Source organism: Martelella lutilitoris (genome assembly GCF_016598595.1).
GTDB lineage: Bacteria > Pseudomonadota > Alphaproteobacteria > Rhizobiales > Rhizobiaceae > Martelella > Martelella lutilitoris_A.
Window position 1 is genome coordinate 4,307,333 of the sequence record NZ_CP066786.1, and the last position, 17,338, is coordinate 4,324,670.

Sequence of the window (17,338 nt, forward strand, 5' to 3'; positions counted from 1 at the left end):
GACGGCGCGCGCCCGGAGAAAACGGCTGATGCCCTGCGACGCGGCGGAAATCTTCCGGCTGTCCGCCGGGCCGGGTGCCCCGAGGCAGGTCTTCGCCTATCTTCTCGACGGGCTGAACGCGGAGGTGGGCGAAGGTCTGACCACCGCCTCGGTTTACGACCTGCCGCGCATGCGCTCGCGCCGGGTGTTTTCGGAAAATCTCGAAGCCTATGCCCTTGGCGGGTTCAAGCCGCTTGAGAGGAACCGCTATTTCGACACTGTCATTGCCGGAACCCGGCATTTCAGCACGACCCGCATCGAAGAGATCGCCGAGGTCTTCTTCGATTGGGAAAAGATCCGCGACCTCGGCTTCGAATCCAACATGAACCTGCCGGCAATCGCCGACGGACGCGTGATCGGAACGGTCAACCTGCTGGGCCCGCGGGGCCGCTTCACGCCGGAGACTGTCGCCCGGGCGCTAGCCTGGCAGCCGGCGGCAACGGCCGCGTTCCTTCTCCTGCACCTCGAAGGCGCGGAAACGGCCACCTTTCAACCCGACCTGAGGAAAACCGCCCAACCGGGCCAAGCCTGACCAGACCTGAAAAGGGGCCGGAGAGTCCCGATCAATGGCCGTCACCGGCCGCATAATCCCGACGAAGACATCTCAAACCCGGAGAAACCGAGCCATGCACACCACATTCAAAGCAGCGATCCTCTCGTTGACGCTGGCCACGCCGCTTTCGGCCCAGGCCGAGGATTTCAACATCGCTTTCCTTGCCGCCTCGTCGCAGAACGGCTTCAACCAGGCGATCTATGACGGCATCAAGGAAGCCGCGTCCGGCTACGACAATGTCAGCACCCAGATTTTCGACGGCGAATTTTCCGCCACGGCGCAGTTCTCCCAGGTCGAGGACATCGTCGCCGGCGGCAAGTTCGATGCCATCATCATCACGCCCAACGACACGGTCGGCATCGCGACCGCGCTGGAAGATGCCGTGAAGGCCGGCGTCAAGGTCGGCACGACGCTGTTTCCCGTCGGTCCGGAGCTGACCGAAATGGAACCTCAGGTGCCGGGCCTCACCGTCACCGTCGCCTCCACCCCCGTGGTCGGCGCCACCGCCCAGGCCAATGCGGTGGTCGATTACTGCGCCGACAAGGACCCGTGCAAGGTCGTGGTCCTGATCGGCCAGCTTGTCTTCCCCTTCGACAATGTGCGCAACGACACCTACAAGGAAATCCTCGGCGAGCATGACAATATCGAGATCGTCGCCACCGGCGAGGGCAATTACTCGCCCCAGGATTCGATGATCGCCATGCAGGACATTCTGCAGGCCAATCGCGACATCGATGTCGTGCTTTCCAATGCCGACCAGCACCTGATGGGCGCCGAGGTCGCGATCGCGGATGCCGGCCTCGACATGTCGCAGATCTACACGCTGGGCGGCGGCCTGAACCAGATCGCCGTGGACGCGATCAAGGCCGGCACCTGGACCGGAACGCTGGCGCAATTCCCGAAATCCATGGGCGCGGCCGCGCTCGACGCCATGGTCGATGCGCTCAACGGCGAAACCCCTCCGACCTGGATCGATGAATATTCGTTGCGCGAAACGCCGAAGATCATCACCAAGGAATGGCTGGACGAAAATCCGGATTTCGAGCCGGAATGGCAGGGCTGATCCAGATATTCCCGGCGCGCATCTGACGCGCCGGAACCCAGCCTCACACAGCGCGCCCGCCTGGCCGGCGCGCTGCAGATGAAAAGGAAAGCCATGACCGATACCGCCATCCGGCTTCGGGGCGTCGCCAAGAGTTTTGGCGGAATGCGCATCCTGGACGACATCAGTATCGACATCAAAAAGGGATCGGTTCACGCGCTCGTCGGTGAAAACGGCGCGGGCAAATCCTCCGTCGGCAAGATTGTCGGCGGCTATTATTCGGCGGATGAAGGCACGGTCGAAGTCTTTGGCGACACCGTTACCCGGTTTTCGCCGCGCGACGCGCTTCGCCGAGGCATCGCCATGATCCATCAGGAGCTTCAGCTCGTTCCGGAACTGACCGTTCTCGAAAACGTGTTCCTGGGCCTGGAGAGCAACACCGCCGGCTTTCTGCGCAAAGGCGATCTCGCCCGCTTCCACGCGCTGGAGGAGACCTGCGATTTCGGCCTCGATCCGCATACCCGGATCGCCGACATGCGGATCGCCGAACGTCAGAAGGTCGAGATCATGCGCGCGATTGCCCGTGATGCGCGGGTGATCATCATGGACGAGCCGACCTCGTCGCTCACCGAAGACGAGGCCGAGCGCCTGCACCAGCTGATCGCGCGGCTGAAGGCCCGCGACGTCACCGTGATCTATGTCAGCCATTTTCTCGATCATATCCTCGCCAATTGCGACCGGGTGACGATCATGCGCGACGGCAGGGTGATCCGTACCGATGCGATCGAAGGCGAGACCAAGGACAGCCTCATCGGCTCCATGCTGGGCGAGGCTTCCGAGATCATCTGGCCGGCTTTGCCGCCGCGCCCCCAGGGACATGCAACACCGGTGGTCGAGATGGAGAATGTCGCCACGGACACCGGCCTTTCCGATATCTCCCTGACGATTTTCCCCGGCGAGATCGTCGGGCTGATCGGCCTCGTCGGCTCCGGCCGTTCGGAAGTTGCGCGCGCGCTGTTCGGCGCCGATCCGATCGTCTCCGGCCGCTATGCCATAGGAGGCGTCGTGCAGAGCCGCCGGCTCAAGGTGCCGCGCGCCATCGCGCAAGGGCTGGCCTTCGTGCCCGAGGACCGACGCAAGCAAGGCCTTGTCCTGACCCAGACGACCCGCCCCAACATCTCGCTCGCCACCCTCGGCGCCATCTCGCGTCACGGCTTCATCAACCACAGGCTCGAGCGCAGCCGGGCGCGCAGGATGATCGACCATTTCGGCATCGTCCCTTCCGCCACGGACGGCGAGGTCGCCTTTTATTCCGGCGGCAACCAGCAGAAGGTGCTGCTGTCGAAATGGGCGGTGGAAAAACCCCGACTGCTGATCCTCGATGAACCGAGCCGCGGCGTTGACATCGGCGCTCGGCAGAGCATCCACGAATTCATCATCGAAATGGCCAAAAACGGCGTGGCCGTGCTTCTGATCTCCTCCGAACTCGAGGAGGTCATCAATCTCTCCCATCGCGGCTATCTGATGAGCGACGGCCGCATCTTCGCGGAGACCGACTGCCGGGACACCACGGTCGACGAGGCATTGCACCGCATCTTTGAAGAACAAGGCGCCGTCTCCCGCGGCAAGGAGGTCACCTAATCATGAGCGACGTTCAGACACCTGCCCGGCGATTTTCCATCACGCCCGGGGACTTCGCCCGCGAATACGGCGTTCTCACCATCATCGTCATTCTGATGATCGGCCTCAGCCTGATTTCCGATAGTTTCCTGACGGCACGGAACCTGCTCAACATTCTCAACCAGTCGGCGCCGCTCGCCATCATCGCCTGCGCGCTCACCCTGGTGATCATCGGCGGCGGGTTCGACCTGTCGACCGGCGCGATCTTCGGCGTGGCCTCGGTCGCGGCCGGCTGGATTGCCGTTCATGTCGACCCTTATACGGCCATTATCGCCGGGCCGCTGATCGGGCTTGCGCTCGGCACGCTGAACGGCGCGATCATCACCGGTTTCGGCGTGCACTCCTTCCTGGTGACGCTCGCCACCAGCCTCGTCTATCGCGGCATCGCAATCCTGATCACCGGCGGCGCGCTGATCCCGGTCCGGATCGCCGAGTTCTCCTGGATCGGTCGCGGTCGCATCGGCATGGTGAACATCGCCGTGATCGTGCTGATCATCTTCATGGTGATCTTCATGGTGCTGCTGAACCGCACCACCTTCGGCCGTCGCGTCTTCGCCGTCGGCGGCAATGAAGAGGCCGCGATCCTGTCGGGCATCCGCACCAATCTGATCAAGATCGTCACCTTCTCGCTCTCGGGCATGGCCGCAGGTCTCGCCGGCGTGATCGCCGTGTCGCGCATTTCCATGGCCTCCCCCCAAGCCGGCATAGGCATGGAATTCGAGGCGATCGCGGCGGTGATCCTCGGCGGAACCTCGATCATGGGCGGTTCGGGCGCGATCTGGCGCTCGGTCGCGGGCGTGCTGTTGATGGCGCTGATCGGCAACGGCTTCAACATTCTCAACGTGAACCCCTTCTTCAAGGACCTCACCACCGGCGTGATCATCGTCGTCGCGGTCGCGCTCGCCGCATCGGGCCGGCGCAGCCGCTGACATCCTTCACGCATTGAACAGAGACTTCCCATGACTGAGAAAATCACGCGCGTCTCGACCGATGTCGGCGGCACCTTCACCGATCTCGTCTATTTCGAGACCGACCTTGAAACCGGCGTCCAGACCGTGCGCACGGAAAAATCCGACACCACGCCGCCGGATTTCGAAAAGGGCGTTCTCAACGTTCTGGAAAAGGCGAAGGTCGATGTCGGCTCGGTCGATTTCTTCGCCCACGGCACCACCGTCGTCATCAACGCGCTGACGGAACGCAAGGGCGCCAAGGTCGGCCTGATCACCACCAAGGGATTTCGCGACTCCATCGAGATCGGCCGCGGCAACCGGCCGGACTTCTTCAATCTCAGATACAAGAAGCCGGCCCCGTTCGTGGAGCGTTACCTGCGCCGCGAGATCGTGGAGCGCATGGACTATCACGGCAACGAGGTCACGCCGCTGGATCTCGCCTCGCTCGACGAGACGCTCGCCCTGTTCCGCGCCGAGGGCATTGAAGCCATCGCCATCAGCCTGCTGCACGCGTATGCCAACCCCGAACACGAAATCCGCCTGAAGGCCGAGGTGGAGGCGCGCTGGCCCGATGTGACGGTGGTCGCATCGCACCAGATCACCCGCGAGTGGCGCGAATATGAGCGCACCAACACCGCGATCCTCTCGGCCTATGTCCAGCCGAAGGCGCAGCGTTATCTGGAGAAGCTGGAGTCGGGGCTCACCGGCAAGGGTTATGCCGGGCAGCTCTTCATCATGCAGTCGAATTGCGGCGTCGATTCGCTCGACGCGATCAAGGCCGTGCCGATCACCATGGTCGAAAGCGGCCCGGCCTCCGGCTTCTGGGGGGCTGCCGAGCTTGGCCGGATCATCGGCGAGCCGAACATTCTGGCGCTCGATATCGGCGGCACCACCGCCAAATGTTCGCTGATCGAAAACAATCAGGTCACCATCAAGACCGATTACTGGATCGAGCGAGACGGCAAATCCGCCGGTTACCCGATCATGGTGCCGGTGGTCGATCTCGTCGAAATCGGCAATGGCGGCGGGTCGATCGCCTGGGTCGACGATTTCGGCAAGCTGCATGTCGGCCCGCATTCGGCCGGCTCCACGCCCGGCCCCGCCGCCTATGGACGCGGCGGCGAGGACGCGACGACGACGGACGCCAATCTGGCGCTTGGCCGGATCAACAGGGACTATTTCTGCGGCGGCTCGGTGGAGGCGGATATCCCGGCACTGGAAAACGCGCTCGGAAAGCTGGCCGAACGCATGGGCAATAAGCCGGAAGACGTCGCGCGCGGCATCATCCGCATCGCCAATTCCAACATGGTCAACGCGCTGAAACTGGTCTCCGTCAATCGCGGCTATGACCCGCGCGACTTCACGCTGGTGGTGTTCGGCGGCGGCGGCCCGATGCATGGCGTGGCGCTTGGCCAGGAACTGGGCGTCAAGAAGGTTGTCGTGCCGCGCGGCGCGCCGGTGTTCTCGGCCTGGGGCATGATGATGTCGGACCTGCGCCGCGACTATTTCGTCACCCGGCTGATGGACAGCGCCGACCGAGAAGGTCTCGATGCGCTGCTCTCCCACACCATGGAGCGCGCCCGCGCCGAATATGCCCGCGAGGGCTTCGGCGTGGACAAGGTTTCGCTCAAGCCGATGGTGCGCTGCCGCTACCAGAACCAGGAGTTTGCCGTCGAGGTGCCGGTGCCCGCTGCCCCCGTGACCGATGAAACCCTGACGAAGATGGTCTCGGAATTCCACGAGATCTACGAGCGCGAATATACCTATCGCCTTGCGGCCGGCGTCGAGATCATCGGCCTGCATCTGGTCGCCGCCGCCGAGGTCGGCAAGCTCGAACTGGTGGCGCTGCCGAAAACCGGCGCGAAGCTGGAGGATGCGGTGAAGGGCAGGCGCATGGTCGACTACGCCACCGAAGGCCGTCACGAGGCCACCATCTATGACAGCACGAAATTCGAGCCGGGCATGCGCTTTACCGGACCGGCGGTGATCGAGGACCCGGGCACGACCATCGTCGTCCACCCCGGCAACCGCGTCTTCATCGACGATTTCGGCAACACGCATATCGAGACGAGGGGCTGAGCCATGACCGACAAGACCTTTGATCCCGTCACCTTCGACATTATCCAGAACGCCCTGGAAGCGATCGCCGACGAGATGTTCTACGCCCAGGTGAAGACCTCGATGAGCGCGATCATCTACGAGGTGCTCGACCTTTCCACCTCGATCCTCAACCCTGAAGGCCAGATCGCCGCGTCCGGCGCGGGCATCCCGGCCTTCATCGGTGTACTGGACAAGGCGATTGCGGGGATTCTCGCCAAGTTCCCGCTGGAAGACATACGCGAAGGCGATGTGTTCGCCTCCAACGATCCCTATTTCGGCGGCGTCACCCATCTCAACGACATGGTGCTGGCAGCGCCGGTGTTCCATGACGGCGTCATGGTCGCCTGGGTCGCCAATATCGCCCATTGGAACGATGTCGGCGGCAATGTGCCCGGTTCGATGTCGGCCGAGGCCACGGAAATCTTCCAGGAAGGCATCCGCATTCCGGCGGTGAAACTGTTCACCGCGGGCGTCGAGAACCATGCGGTTTTCGATATCATGAAGATCAATTCCCGCCTGCCGGACTACCTGAATGGCGATCTGTGGGCCGCGATCGCGGGTCTTCGCATCGGCGAGCGCCGGGTGCTGGAACTGGTCGCGAAATACGGCGCGGGCACGTTTGCGGCCGCAATCACCGACTATATGGATCTTGGCGAACGCCGCGCCCGGGCGGCGCTGGCGAACATTTCGCAGGGCAGTTACAGCTTCGCCGAGGAACAGGATAGCGGCGTGGTCCATAGGGTCACGCTGACGGTCACCGCCGACGAATTCATCGTCGACCTCACCGACAACCCGGCCCAGTCCGGCTCGCTCAACTGCTCGCGCGAGGGCACCGAGATTGCCGTGCAGCTCGCCTTCAAGGATTTCACCGACGCCGATGCGCCCGGCAATGGCGGCTTCTTCCGGCCGCTACGCGTGGTGACCAAACCCGGCACGATCTATCATGTCGAGGCCCCCGGCGCGCTCGGCTATTATGCCGAGGTCGAGATCCGGCTGTTCGACATGCTGTTGCGCGCGATGGCGGAACACTTCCCCGGCTCGGTTCCGGCCGGCAATTTCGCCTCGATCTGCGGCACCAATATCGGCGGCCCGCATCCCGATACCGGGCGCCACTACACCATCGTCGAACCGCAGGTCGGCGGCTGGGGCGCATGGGAAGGCTCCGACGGCGTGTCCGGCCAGTTCTCCGGCTTCCACGGCGAGACCTTCAACTGCCCCGCCGAGGTTGCCGAGGCCCGCTACGGGCTGGGGATCGAGCAGGTTGCGCTGAACGCCGAACCCGGCGGCGAAGGCCAGTGGCGCGGCGGCAAGGGCATCGAGGTGCATTACCGCGTGCGCGCCGACAACAACTTCCTCTCGGTCGGCTACACCCGCTCGCGCATGCCGCCCTGGGGCGCTTCCGGCGGGCTGGACGGTTCGGTCAATTATGTCGAGGTGCTGCGCCGCGATGGCTCCCGCGACCGCCACGCCTTCACCACCAACCTCACGGTCAACGAAGGCGACATCATCCGCGTCGTCACAGGCAATGGCGGCGGTTACGGCGATCCGCGTGAGCGCAGCCGCGCCGATATCGAGCGCGACCTGAAGAACGAATACCTCACGCCCGAACGCGCCAGGGAAATCTACGGCTACGAGGCCTGACCAAACCGGTTCGCGCGCCCTACCCGCTACCGAAACGGCTCGTCCATATTCTGGACGAGCCGTTTTGCTATGAAAAGACCAACCTTGGCCCTTCGACGCGCGGAAGCATGGCCTGGTTTTCCCGATCAGTCCTGATCGCGCAGGGCTGCCGGAAGCAGGTCTGTCGGCATATCCTGATAGGAGACCGGGCGCAGGAAGCGTTCGATGGCCATCGTGCCGACCGAGGTCGAGCGCACGTCCGACGTCGCCGGGTACGGCCCGCCATGGACCATGGCAGGCGACACCTCGACGCCGGTGCCAAACCCGTTGACGAGCAGGCGGCCGGCCAGCATTTCCAGCTTCGGCATCAGCTTCTTCGCCGCCGGATAGTCGGCTTCGGCGATGTGCAGCGCCACCGTCAACTGGCCTTCAATGCCGTCGACCACGGTTTCGAGTTCCGCCAGATCGCGGCATCTGACAATCAGCCCGGCGCTACCAAAGACTTCGTCATGCAGGCTCTTGTCGGCAAGGAAGGACGCGGCCGTCGTTTCAAAAAGGGCTGCCTGGCCGTGAAACTCGTCGCCTTCCTGCCCTTCAGCCAACTGCATCACGTCGCCATGGCCGATCAGTCTTGCAACGCCTTCGCGGTAGGCCTTGCAGATGCCGGAGGTCAGCATCGTCTGCGCCGGCACGGCCTTCAGAGCCTCGACGGCGCTTGCCTTGAAGGCCTCAAATCCCTCGCCTTCGACGGCGAGGATCAGGCCGGGATTGGTGCAGAACTGGCCGGCGCCGAGCGTCAGCGATGCGGCAAACGCCGCGCCGATCTTGTCGCCGCGCGCCTTCAGGGCTTCAGGAAACAGCAGGACCGGGTTGATTGCGCTCATCTCGGCATAGACCGGGATCGGCATGGCGCGTTTTGCGGCGATATCCACCAGCGCCAGTCCGCCCCGGCGCGAGCCGGTGAAGCCGACGGCGCGGATCAGCGGATGGGCCACCAGGGCACCGCCGATTTCATAGCCGCTATCGTGCAGCATCGAGACCGTGCCTTCCGGCATGCCGCAATCGATCACCGCCCGCTGCAAGGCGCGCGCGACCAGTTCCGAGGTGCCGGGATGGGCCGGATGCGCCTTGACCACGACCGGGCAGCCGCCGGCGAGCGCCGAGGCGGTGTCGCCGCCTGCGACCGAGAACGCCAGCGGGAAGTTCGACGCCCCGAAGACGGCGACCGGGCCAAGGCCGACCTTGCGCAGCCTGAGATCAGGCTTGGGCGGCGTGCGCGCCGCATCGGCGGGATCGAAACGCAGATCCTGAAATGCGCCTTTGCGCACGACGCCGGCAAACAGACGCAACTGGTTGACGGTACGCATGCGTTCGCCTTCGAGACGGCCACGCGGCAGGCCGCTTTCGGCCATGGCGCGCTCGATCAGAATATCGCCGATCTCCAGGATGTTCTCGGCCGCCTTTTCCAGAAATGCGGCGCGGTCTTCCAGCGCCGTCTCGCGATAGGCGAAGAAAGCGCGCCAGGCGAGCCGAACCGCCTCGTCGAGATCGGCCGCGCTCGCGCCGCCGAACGCGCCGGAAAGCGCCTTGCCGGTGGCCGCTTCCACGGCCGTCAGCGTGCCGTTTTCGCCCATGCGGGTTTGGTTGCCGATCAGCAATTCGCCGGTGATCTTCATTGGTGCGTCCTCAAAATGGTTTGCCTTTTGTTGTTAACGCGCGTCTGCGCGCATGCGGGAATGCGCACAGGCTTCAGGCAAAGGGCTCTGTCGGGCTTTTGCCTGGCTTCGTGAACCAGACCGGGCCGCTCTCGCCCATGTGGATAATGTCCTCAAGCCGCACGCCGAAAGCCTTCGGCACGACGATCATCGGTTCGTTGGAAAAACACATACCCGGTTCAAGCGGCGCGGCGTTGCCGCGCACGATGAACGGCGCTTCGTGGATATCCATGCCGAGCCCGTGCCCTGCCCGGTGCGGCAGGCCGGGCAGGCGATAATCGGGGCCGAGACCATGGGCGACAATCACGCGCCGCGCCGCCTCGTCGAGAACTTCCGCCGGGACGCCCGGCCTCGCGGCATCGAAAACGGCCTGCTGCGCCTCGCGTTCGATGCCCCATATCCGGGCGAACTCAGCCGACGGCTCGGCCTTCACATAGGTGCGCGTCATGTCCGACTGGTAGCCGCCGACAATGGTGCCGGTGTCGACCAGGATGATATCGCCCTCGGCATAGGTCTGGTCTTCATCGACGCCGTGCGGCAGCGCGGTTGCCGCGCCGAAGGAGCAGATCGCAAAGGTGCTGCCGGAACCGCACAGCGCGCGGTGGGTCTCGTCGATGAAGCGCACGACCTCGGAGGCGCGGATGCCCGGCTCGATCAGTGCGTGGACGCGCTTGTGCACTGCGAGCGTCGCATCCATCGCATATTGCATCAGCGCAATCTCGGCCGGCGATTTCACTGCGCGCAATGCGGAAATCATCGGCCCGCCGTCTGTCAGCCGTTCGGGCGCGAACTGCCGGGCGAGCGCCGAATAGGCAAAAAACGGCAACGCATCGTCCAGCGCCAGCGTCCGGCCCTGACCCGCGAGCTTTGCAACGAGCGCCGCCGGGTCTTCGTGCTCTTCCCACGCGGCGATATCGCCGTCGATCCGCTCAAGCGTCTCGATCTTCGAAACCTCGAAAGCCGGAGCGATATAGACCAAGCGATCGGCGGTGATCAGCGCGCCGACCAGGCGTTCGCTCGGATGCCAGACAAGCCCGGTGAAATAGGCAAGGCTGGTGGTCGAGCCCAGCAGCAGGGCATCGGCGCCGGAGGCCTGCATCGCAGCGCGCAGTCGCGTAACCCGGCCCTTTCGTTCGTCTTCGCTGATCGGTGCGGGACGGTTTTCGGCGGTCATGGCAGCGGTCTCCCCATCTTGCCCGATCGCGGACCGGGCGCTTGCATTCGTCAAAACTGCCTACCATATTTGTCGTCAGTTTGTCGACAGAAAGGCCGGATGAACTTTTTGGCCCCAAAACTGCATCGCCCGATCGGGGATGTGACCGCCCCCCGAAGAACCGCGCTAGCGGCCGGAAAACCGATCGAAGCGCAGGTGTTCGAGGTTCACGGATGGTTTCTGCTGCGCGGCGAGTTCCGCAATCAGGCGGCCCGTCGCCGCTGATTGGGTCAAGCCCAGATGGCCGTGACCGAAGGCATAAAGCACGTTCGGCGCGGCCTTCGAACGGTCGATCACCGGCAGGCAGTCGGGCATGGAGGGGCGAAACCCCATCCACCGCTCGCCGCCCTCGGTCTCAAGCCCGGGCATGAACCGCTTTGCAAGCCTCAGCAGCATGTCGGCGCGTTTGAAATTGGCGGGCAGGTCGAGACCGCCGAACTCCACGGCGCCGCCGACGCGGATGCCGGACGAGAGCGGCGTGACCACGAAGGAATGGTCGTTGAAATAGAGTTGGCGCCGCAACGGGAAGGCCGACGCCGGCAAGGTGGTGTTGTAGCCGCGCTCGGTATCGAGCGGCACCGTCTCGCCAAGGCTTTTCGCCAGCCGTTTCGACCACGCGCCGCAGGCGACAACGACGGTGCGGGCATCCATTGTTCCGCCATCGGCAAGGCGGATGCATGCGCCCGCCTCGGTCGGCTCTATGGCGACAGCTTCTCCGATCGCAATCGTGGCGCCGTCTTCCTGCAGGCTTTCAGCGAGCGCGCGGGTAAAGCCGGCCGGATCGGCAACCTGCAGCCCGTCATCGCTGTAGATCGCATGCTCGAACCGGGATGCGAGACCGGGCTGAAGCGTCTCGATCTCCCGCCGGCCGACGCGATGGAAATCAAAACCCGCCGCGCGCTTTCTTTCCCAGTCGGGCGCTGCGGCCAGAAAGCTCTTTTCGCTGTCGTAGAGGTCGAGCGTGCCGGTATTGACAACAAACGCGGCCAGCCGCTCGTCCTTGCGAACTGCTTCAAACTCGGCCGCGGCCAGTCGCATCAACGCTGCTTGAACCGTGAGGCCGCGTTCGAAGTTTCTCTTGGAACTCGCCCGCCAGAAATGCCAGAACCAAGGCGCGAGCCGTGCCGCATAGCCCGGGCGGATGGTGAGCGGCCCCAACGGATCGAGGAGCCACCCCGGCGCTTTCCATGTGATCCCCGGCGAGGGGATCGGCACGATCTCGGGGAATGCGAGGATGCCTGCGTTGCCCGCGCTGCTTCCCGCGGCAATCGCGCTGCGTTCCAGGATGGTGACCCTTCGCCCGGCCTCAACCAGATAGCGTGCGGCCATGCATCCAACGATGCCGCCGCCAATGACAACGGCGTCTGCGCCACTCTCGTCTTTCATCGGGATCTCCTTGTTCCGCAGCGTCTGACGGCCTGTCGCCGCGGCGCTGCAGCGCCCGTCCGCTTGCCCCTTTCCCGCGTCGGCAAAGCCTTCCGGTTTCGAAGCGCCGGGCCGTTGTTTCGGCTGCGATGTTTTTCCTCGACGTGGCCCTGCGCCATTTTCAGTCCAGCGGGAAGGCGCTGGCCTGAGCGGTTTCGCGCGCCAGATAGTCTTGTATCTGGCGCACGATCTGTCCGGCATGGGCGATCGCCAGCCGATCGGCCCTTTCGGCATCCCCGGCCTCAATCGCCGCAATGATATCCTCGTGTTCATTGACGTATTGGCGCGGAAGCCGGTCTTCGAAGGTGGAATAGTAGAGCCTGAGGACACGGCGCCCCTCGTCAAGCAGACGGGAGAAGAAGCCGGTGTAGTAGGCGTTGCCCGCAAGTTCTGCGATGGCGACGTGAAACTCGCGATTGGCCTCGATCATGGCAAAGGCGTCGCCTGCCTCCACAGCGGCGACGAACGCGTCCTGCCGCTCGCGGATGTCCTCCATCATTGCCGGCGCATGCGGGCCGCGCGCGGCGCCCCCCCTGACGGTGATGCGGTACATCAGCGTCAACGCCTCGAAATAATGGGGCATCTCGGCGAAATTGATGGCCGATACGATGGTGTTGCGATTGGGCAGCGTGGTCACCAGCGCGTCGCTGGCAAGCCTGAGCAAGGCCTCGCGCACCGGCGTGCGCGACATACCGAACCGTTCCGACAGCCTGACCTCGTCCAGTGGGCTGCCCGGCGTCAGCTCCATTGCCAGAATTTCCCGGCGCAGCGTTTCATAGACCGTCTGGGTTCCCGATCCGCGCGTCCTCGCCTTTGCCGTTTCTTCCGCCGCCGCCATCGCCGCTTGTTCTCCGGGTCTCCACACGCAGGCGCGTGGGCCATAGAGCATGTCCGAACTTCTTGAATCGCGAACACGCTAGCCTTTGGTTTTTCGCGCGTCCGGACGGAAAACCGGTCTCCACTTTTCCTCGGCGCGCTCCAACATCCATGCAGCAGGCCCGACCAGAACCTGCCAGAGCCCTGCAGGTCCCGAACATACGTTGCCGACAATCATTTGTCGACAGTTTGTGCTCAGAAAAACAAGCTGTTTGGCGCTCGGCGGCGCGGTCACGCCCGCGTTTGCCCGGCCGTCCTCGTCGCGGAGGAACGGCTGACGGTAAGGGATGACGGCACGGTCAAGGGGATCAGATCAACCGTTGCCGTCAGTCGACCTGTTCGAGATCGTCCTCCAGTTCGGCCATGTCCTCGCCGCCGGCCATCAGGTTCAGCACTTCCTCGCGGGTCTTCTCGCCGCGCCTGAAATCGGCGGCGACCTCGCCCTGGATCAGCACGCAGAATTCATCGCCGACGGCCATGGCATGGCGGGCATTGTGGGTGATGAAGACGATGCCGGCGCCATTTTCGCGCGCGATCCGCATCATCTTCAGCACCATCGAGGCTTCCTTGACGCCAAGCGCCGATGTCGGCTCGTCGAGGATCAGCATCTTGGCGCCGAAATACATGGCCCGGCCGATGGCGAGCACCTGCCGTTCGCCGCCCGACATGGTGCCGACCAACTGGTCGCCGCTTTTCACCCGCGTCAGCCCGAAGGCCTGCATCTGCTCGACTGCGACACGATTGGCCAGCGCGCTGTCGAAACGGCGCAGCGGCCATTTGCCCGTCACGGGTTCCGCGCCGAGGAAAAAATTGCGGCCAACGCTCATCAGCGGGATCGAGCCGACATCCTGATGCACGGTTGCAATGCCGCGCTTGCGCGCCTCGCGCGGGCCGGAAAACCGCGTTTCGCGGCCCTCGAAGATCAGCGTCCCGGAGGACGGCTGGTGGTAACCGGAGAGCACCTTGATCAGCGTCGACTTGCCCGCGCCATTGTCGCCCAGAAGGCAGAGGATCTTGCCGGGTTCGACGGTCATCGAGACCTTTTTCAGCGCATGGGTGGTGCCGAAATATTTGTCGACGCCGCGCAGTTCCATCAGGGACATCGAACCCTCCCTCAGCGTGAGGCCAGCGCGAGCCGGCGGATGTAGTTGTTGGCAAGCACGGCGATGGCGAGCAGGCCGCCAAGGAAAAGCTGGATCCAGTCGGTGTTCCAGCCGGTATAGAAGATGCCGGTCGAAATCACGCCGAACAGCGCCGTGCCGAGCACGATGCCCAGCACCGACCCATAGCCGCCGGTCAGAAGAATGCCGCCGATGACGACGACGATCGGCGCCTGAAACACATAGCCCATGCCATAGGTCGCATTGCCGGAATTCCACTGGATGCCCTGAAGGATGCCGACAAGGGCCGCGGCAAAGCCGGTTGCGACGAAGAGCGTGATCTTGACGCGCTCCACCGGAACGCCCGCCCCGCGCGCGGCATTGAGATTGCCACCGGTGGCATAGATCCAGTTGCCGAACACGGTTTTCGACAATAGCCAGAAACCGGCAAGGGCCGCCAGCCCCCACCACAGAATGGCGATGTTGGCCTGACCCCAACGGGCGGCGAAGACGAATTTCGCGCTGTCGGAGGCGATGATGGAGCTGGAGGTGACGTTGGCGATCAGCCTCGAGAAGCCCATCGTGGCACCGATGACGATGAAATTGGTGGCGAGCGTGACGATGAAGGAGGGCAGGTTGGTCTTGACCACGGCAAGCCCGTTGCAAAGCCCGATCACCATGCCGGCGACAAGCGCGACCCCGATCATCGGCCAGATCGGCAGGCCGAGCTGGTTGGTGCCGAGCGCGACGATCATCGAGGCGGCCCCGACAGTGGAGCCGATCGACAGGTCGAATTCGCCGGAGATCATCAACAGGCCGACCGGGATCGCGACAATGCCGAGTTCGGCGGCAAGGTTCAGCCAGCCGGCCGTGCCGTTGATCGACACAAAGCCGGCGCCGGAGGTGGCGACGGCGAAAAACAGATAGGTAAGGATGAAGGCGGCAAGCGCCCCTGTCTCCGGCCGTCGGATCACGGACTTGATCACGTCATTGCTCCAGTCTTGGCGTCATATTGCGGCATGTCATGGTTTCCGACCTTCTCAGGCGGAGACTGCCGGGCATGACCCGGCAGGTATTGCGTCTGGATGGCCTCGCGCGCTGGCTCAGGACGCGCCGCGCACGCCGCCATGGGCCTTGTTGACCTCGAGCGTCTTGTCGACATTGGAGCTGTCGATGACGAGCGGTCCGGTCTTCACATGGCCGATCGGGTGCAGGCCGTAGTTCAGATACTGGTTGGCGATCAGCATGGAGAGATAGCCCTGCAGATAGGGCTGCTGGTCCATGGCAAAGGCGAGATCGCCGTTCTTGATCGCCATCAGCGCCTCGTTGGAAAGGTCGGCCGTGCCGATCATGATCTCGCCCTTGCGGCCGACCTCATCGACGGCGCGCAGCGCGCTCATGGCCGGAACCGCGTTCAGCGTATAGATGCCGTCAATGTCCGGATTGGCCTGCAGCGTGCCCTTGATCGCCTGGGTCATGGCCTGCGGATTGGTGGCATCACCGGTGCCGATCGTCTGGTAGATCGTCTCGGCGCCGGCCTCTTCCATCGCCGCGACATAGCCGTTGCAGCGTTCTTCCACGGTCGGGTTGCCCGGCACCTGATTGAAGCAGAGGCCTTTCTTGACCCCGGCATCGGCCTGGATTTGCCCGGCCTTGTAGCCCATCTGGTAGGGATCCTCGCCGACAAAGCCGATCGAGCCGTTGTCTTCCCACAGCGTCTGCCCGGAATTGTGGATCAGCACCGGAATGCCGTCTGCCGTCGCCTCGCGGATCAGCGGATCCATGCCGTCAGGGAAGAACTCGCCGACGAGCAGCATTTTCGGATCACGGCTGATGGCCTGCTGCAGAAGCCGCGGATAGTCGCTGGTCATGTTGGCCGTGTCGGTGACGGCAATGTACTGGTAGTCGAGCCCGTAGGCTTCGGCCGCGTCGTCAAAGCCCTTCTTCACGGCGGCAAAAAACGGCCAGGACAGGGGACCGCTGACGACGAGCAGCGGGCCATCATCCGCCGCCTTGGCGGGTGCAGCGGCGGCAAGCGCGATCACGGCGGCCGCGCCGATGCCTTTCAGTGTGTCGGTGAACTTCATTATTCCCTCCCTCTGATACGGCGAAAACCGGAGTGGCAACCACGCATCCTCCATGCAGGTTCATCGCCTCGATCTCTCCCAATCATCCTCAAATAAATCGACCTGTCAATAATTATTCATGTTGATTTATTATTGACCTTGTTGCCGTCGCGACCTAGCTTGACGCTCATTGTCGGCCGGTCTTCATTCGCCCTGCCGGCACGGCGCCGACAGACGCCGGGGAAGAGGGAGGGAGAATGCGCTCAGTTCTTTGTTACGGGGATTCAAACACTTACGGCCAGACAACGGCCAATCGCCCCGATGATCGATATCCGCATGACGTACGCTGGCCGGGCATTGTCCGCGCCATTCTGGGCGATCGCTGGCTGGTGATCGAGGAGGGGCTTTCAGGCCGCACGACCGTCAGCGACGACCCGATCGAGGGCGCGGAAAAGAACGGACGCACCTATCTGAAGCCCTGCATCATGAGCCACAAGCCGCTTGATTTGGTGATCGTGATGCTCGGCACCAACGACCTGAAAATCCGCTTCAACAAGACCGCCGGCGAGATCGCCATGGGCGTCGGCGCGCTGGTCTCCGACATCAAGGCGCTGCCGGCGGGCATCAATGGCAAGGTGCCGGAAATCATGATCGTGGCCCCGCCGCCGACGGCCATGGAGCTGAAGGAATGGTCCGGCGTGTTCATGGGCGCGCAGGAGAAATCCCGGGCGCTGGCTGCCGAGTATGAGCGCATCGCCGAGGCCCAGGAAGTGCATTTCTTCGACGCGGGTCTGGTGGTCAGTTCAAGTGATGCCGACGGGTTCCATCTCGATGCCGCCGCCCATGCAGCCCTTGGCAAGGCCATCGCCGAGGAGATAGAGGCAATCGGCTGGGGCGAGGAACGCGCGCGCGCCTCCTGACGCCACCTGACGGATCAACCCATGCGCCCGTTTTCATCC

The 17,338-nt window shown here is 63.8% G+C and carries 14 protein-coding genes; 7 read left to right on the forward strand and 7 right to left on the reverse strand.

Annotated features, from left to right (window positions below; all coding sequences use genetic code 11):
• Window positions 1-28: 28 nt before the first annotated feature.
• The 6 genes from JET14_RS20335 to JET14_RS20360 all read left to right on the forward strand — a co-directional run bounded on the left by JET14_RS20335 (window position 29) and on the right by JET14_RS20360 (window position 8,005).
• Entirely contained in the window at window positions 29-571 is a 543-nt protein-coding gene (locus JET14_RS20335) for a GAF domain-containing protein (protein WP_200336046.1), read from the forward strand.
• Between the two features lie 94 nt (window positions 572-665).
• The gene (locus JET14_RS20340; RefSeq protein WP_200336048.1) at window positions 666-1,655 is read left to right on the forward strand and encodes a sugar ABC transporter substrate-binding protein; all 990 of its coding nucleotides are present in this window, start codon (window positions 666-668) and stop codon (window positions 1,653-1,655) included.
• Window positions 1,656-1,748: 93 nt separating this feature from the next.
• Window positions 1,749-3,275, forward strand: a complete 1,527-nt coding sequence (locus JET14_RS20345; protein WP_200336050.1) for a sugar ABC transporter ATP-binding protein — start codon at window positions 1,749-1,751, stop codon at window positions 3,273-3,275.
• A gap of 2 nt (window positions 3,276-3,277) precedes the next feature.
• Complete coding sequence (locus JET14_RS20350) at window positions 3,278-4,243, forward strand: ABC transporter permease (protein ID WP_200336051.1); 966 nt, start codon at window positions 3,278-3,280, stop codon at window positions 4,241-4,243.
• A gap of 30 nt (window positions 4,244-4,273) precedes the next feature.
• Complete coding sequence (locus JET14_RS20355; RefSeq protein ID WP_200336052.1) at window positions 4,274-6,343, forward strand: hydantoinase/oxoprolinase family protein; 2,070 nt, start codon at window positions 4,274-4,276, stop codon at window positions 6,341-6,343.
• A gap of 3 nt (window positions 6,344-6,346) precedes the next feature.
• Window positions 6,347-8,005, forward strand: coding sequence for a hydantoinase B/oxoprolinase family protein (locus JET14_RS20360; RefSeq protein ID WP_200336053.1), 1,659 nt, complete (start codon window positions 6,347-6,349; stop codon window positions 8,003-8,005).
• A 125-nt stretch (window positions 8,006-8,130) separates the two neighbouring features.
• On the opposite strand, the gene JET14_RS20365 is transcribed toward JET14_RS20360, so the two are convergent.
• The 7 genes from JET14_RS20365 to JET14_RS20395 all read right to left on the reverse strand — a co-directional run bounded on the left by JET14_RS20365 (window position 8,131) and on the right by JET14_RS20395 (window position 16,400).
• Complete coding sequence (locus JET14_RS20365) at window positions 8,131-9,660, reverse strand: aldehyde dehydrogenase (NADP(+)) (protein WP_200336055.1); 1,530 nt, start codon at window positions 9,658-9,660, stop codon at window positions 8,131-8,133.
• A 73-nt stretch (window positions 9,661-9,733) separates the two neighbouring features.
• Entirely contained in the window at window positions 9,734-10,873 is a 1,140-nt protein-coding gene (locus JET14_RS20370; protein ID WP_200336057.1) for a M24 family metallopeptidase, read from the reverse strand.
• 165 nt (window positions 10,874-11,038) lie between these two features.
• Entirely contained in the window at window positions 11,039-12,298 is a 1,260-nt protein-coding gene (locus JET14_RS20375) for an NAD(P)/FAD-dependent oxidoreductase (RefSeq protein WP_200336059.1), read from the reverse strand.
• Between the two features lie 160 nt (window positions 12,299-12,458).
• Complete coding sequence (locus tag JET14_RS20380) at window positions 12,459-13,175, reverse strand: GntR family transcriptional regulator (RefSeq protein WP_200338191.1); 717 nt, start codon at window positions 13,173-13,175, stop codon at window positions 12,459-12,461.
• Window positions 13,176-13,539: 364 nt separating this feature from the next.
• Window positions 13,540-14,316: an ATP-binding cassette domain-containing protein gene (locus JET14_RS20385; protein ID WP_200336060.1), complete on the reverse strand. Its 777-nt coding sequence runs from the start codon at window positions 14,314-14,316 to the stop codon at window positions 13,540-13,542.
• An 11-nt stretch (window positions 14,317-14,327) separates the two neighbouring features.
• Window positions 14,328-15,299 carry an ABC transporter permease gene (locus JET14_RS20390; RefSeq protein ID WP_200336061.1) on the reverse strand — a complete coding sequence of 324 codons (972 nt, stop codon included), beginning with the start codon at window positions 15,297-15,299 and terminating at the stop codon, window positions 14,328-14,330.
• A gap of 117 nt (window positions 15,300-15,416) precedes the next feature.
• The gene (locus tag JET14_RS20395) at window positions 15,417-16,400 is read right to left on the reverse strand and encodes a sugar ABC transporter substrate-binding protein (protein WP_200336062.1); all 984 of its coding nucleotides are present in this window, start codon (window positions 16,398-16,400) and stop codon (window positions 15,417-15,419) included.
• A gap of 236 nt (window positions 16,401-16,636) precedes the next feature.
• On the opposite strand from JET14_RS20395, the gene JET14_RS20400 reads away from it, so the two are divergent.
• Window positions 16,637-17,299, forward strand: coding sequence for an SGNH/GDSL hydrolase family protein (locus tag JET14_RS20400; RefSeq protein WP_200336063.1), 663 nt, complete (start codon window positions 16,637-16,639; stop codon window positions 17,297-17,299).
• The last annotated feature ends 39 nt before the right edge of the window (window positions 17,300-17,338 follow it).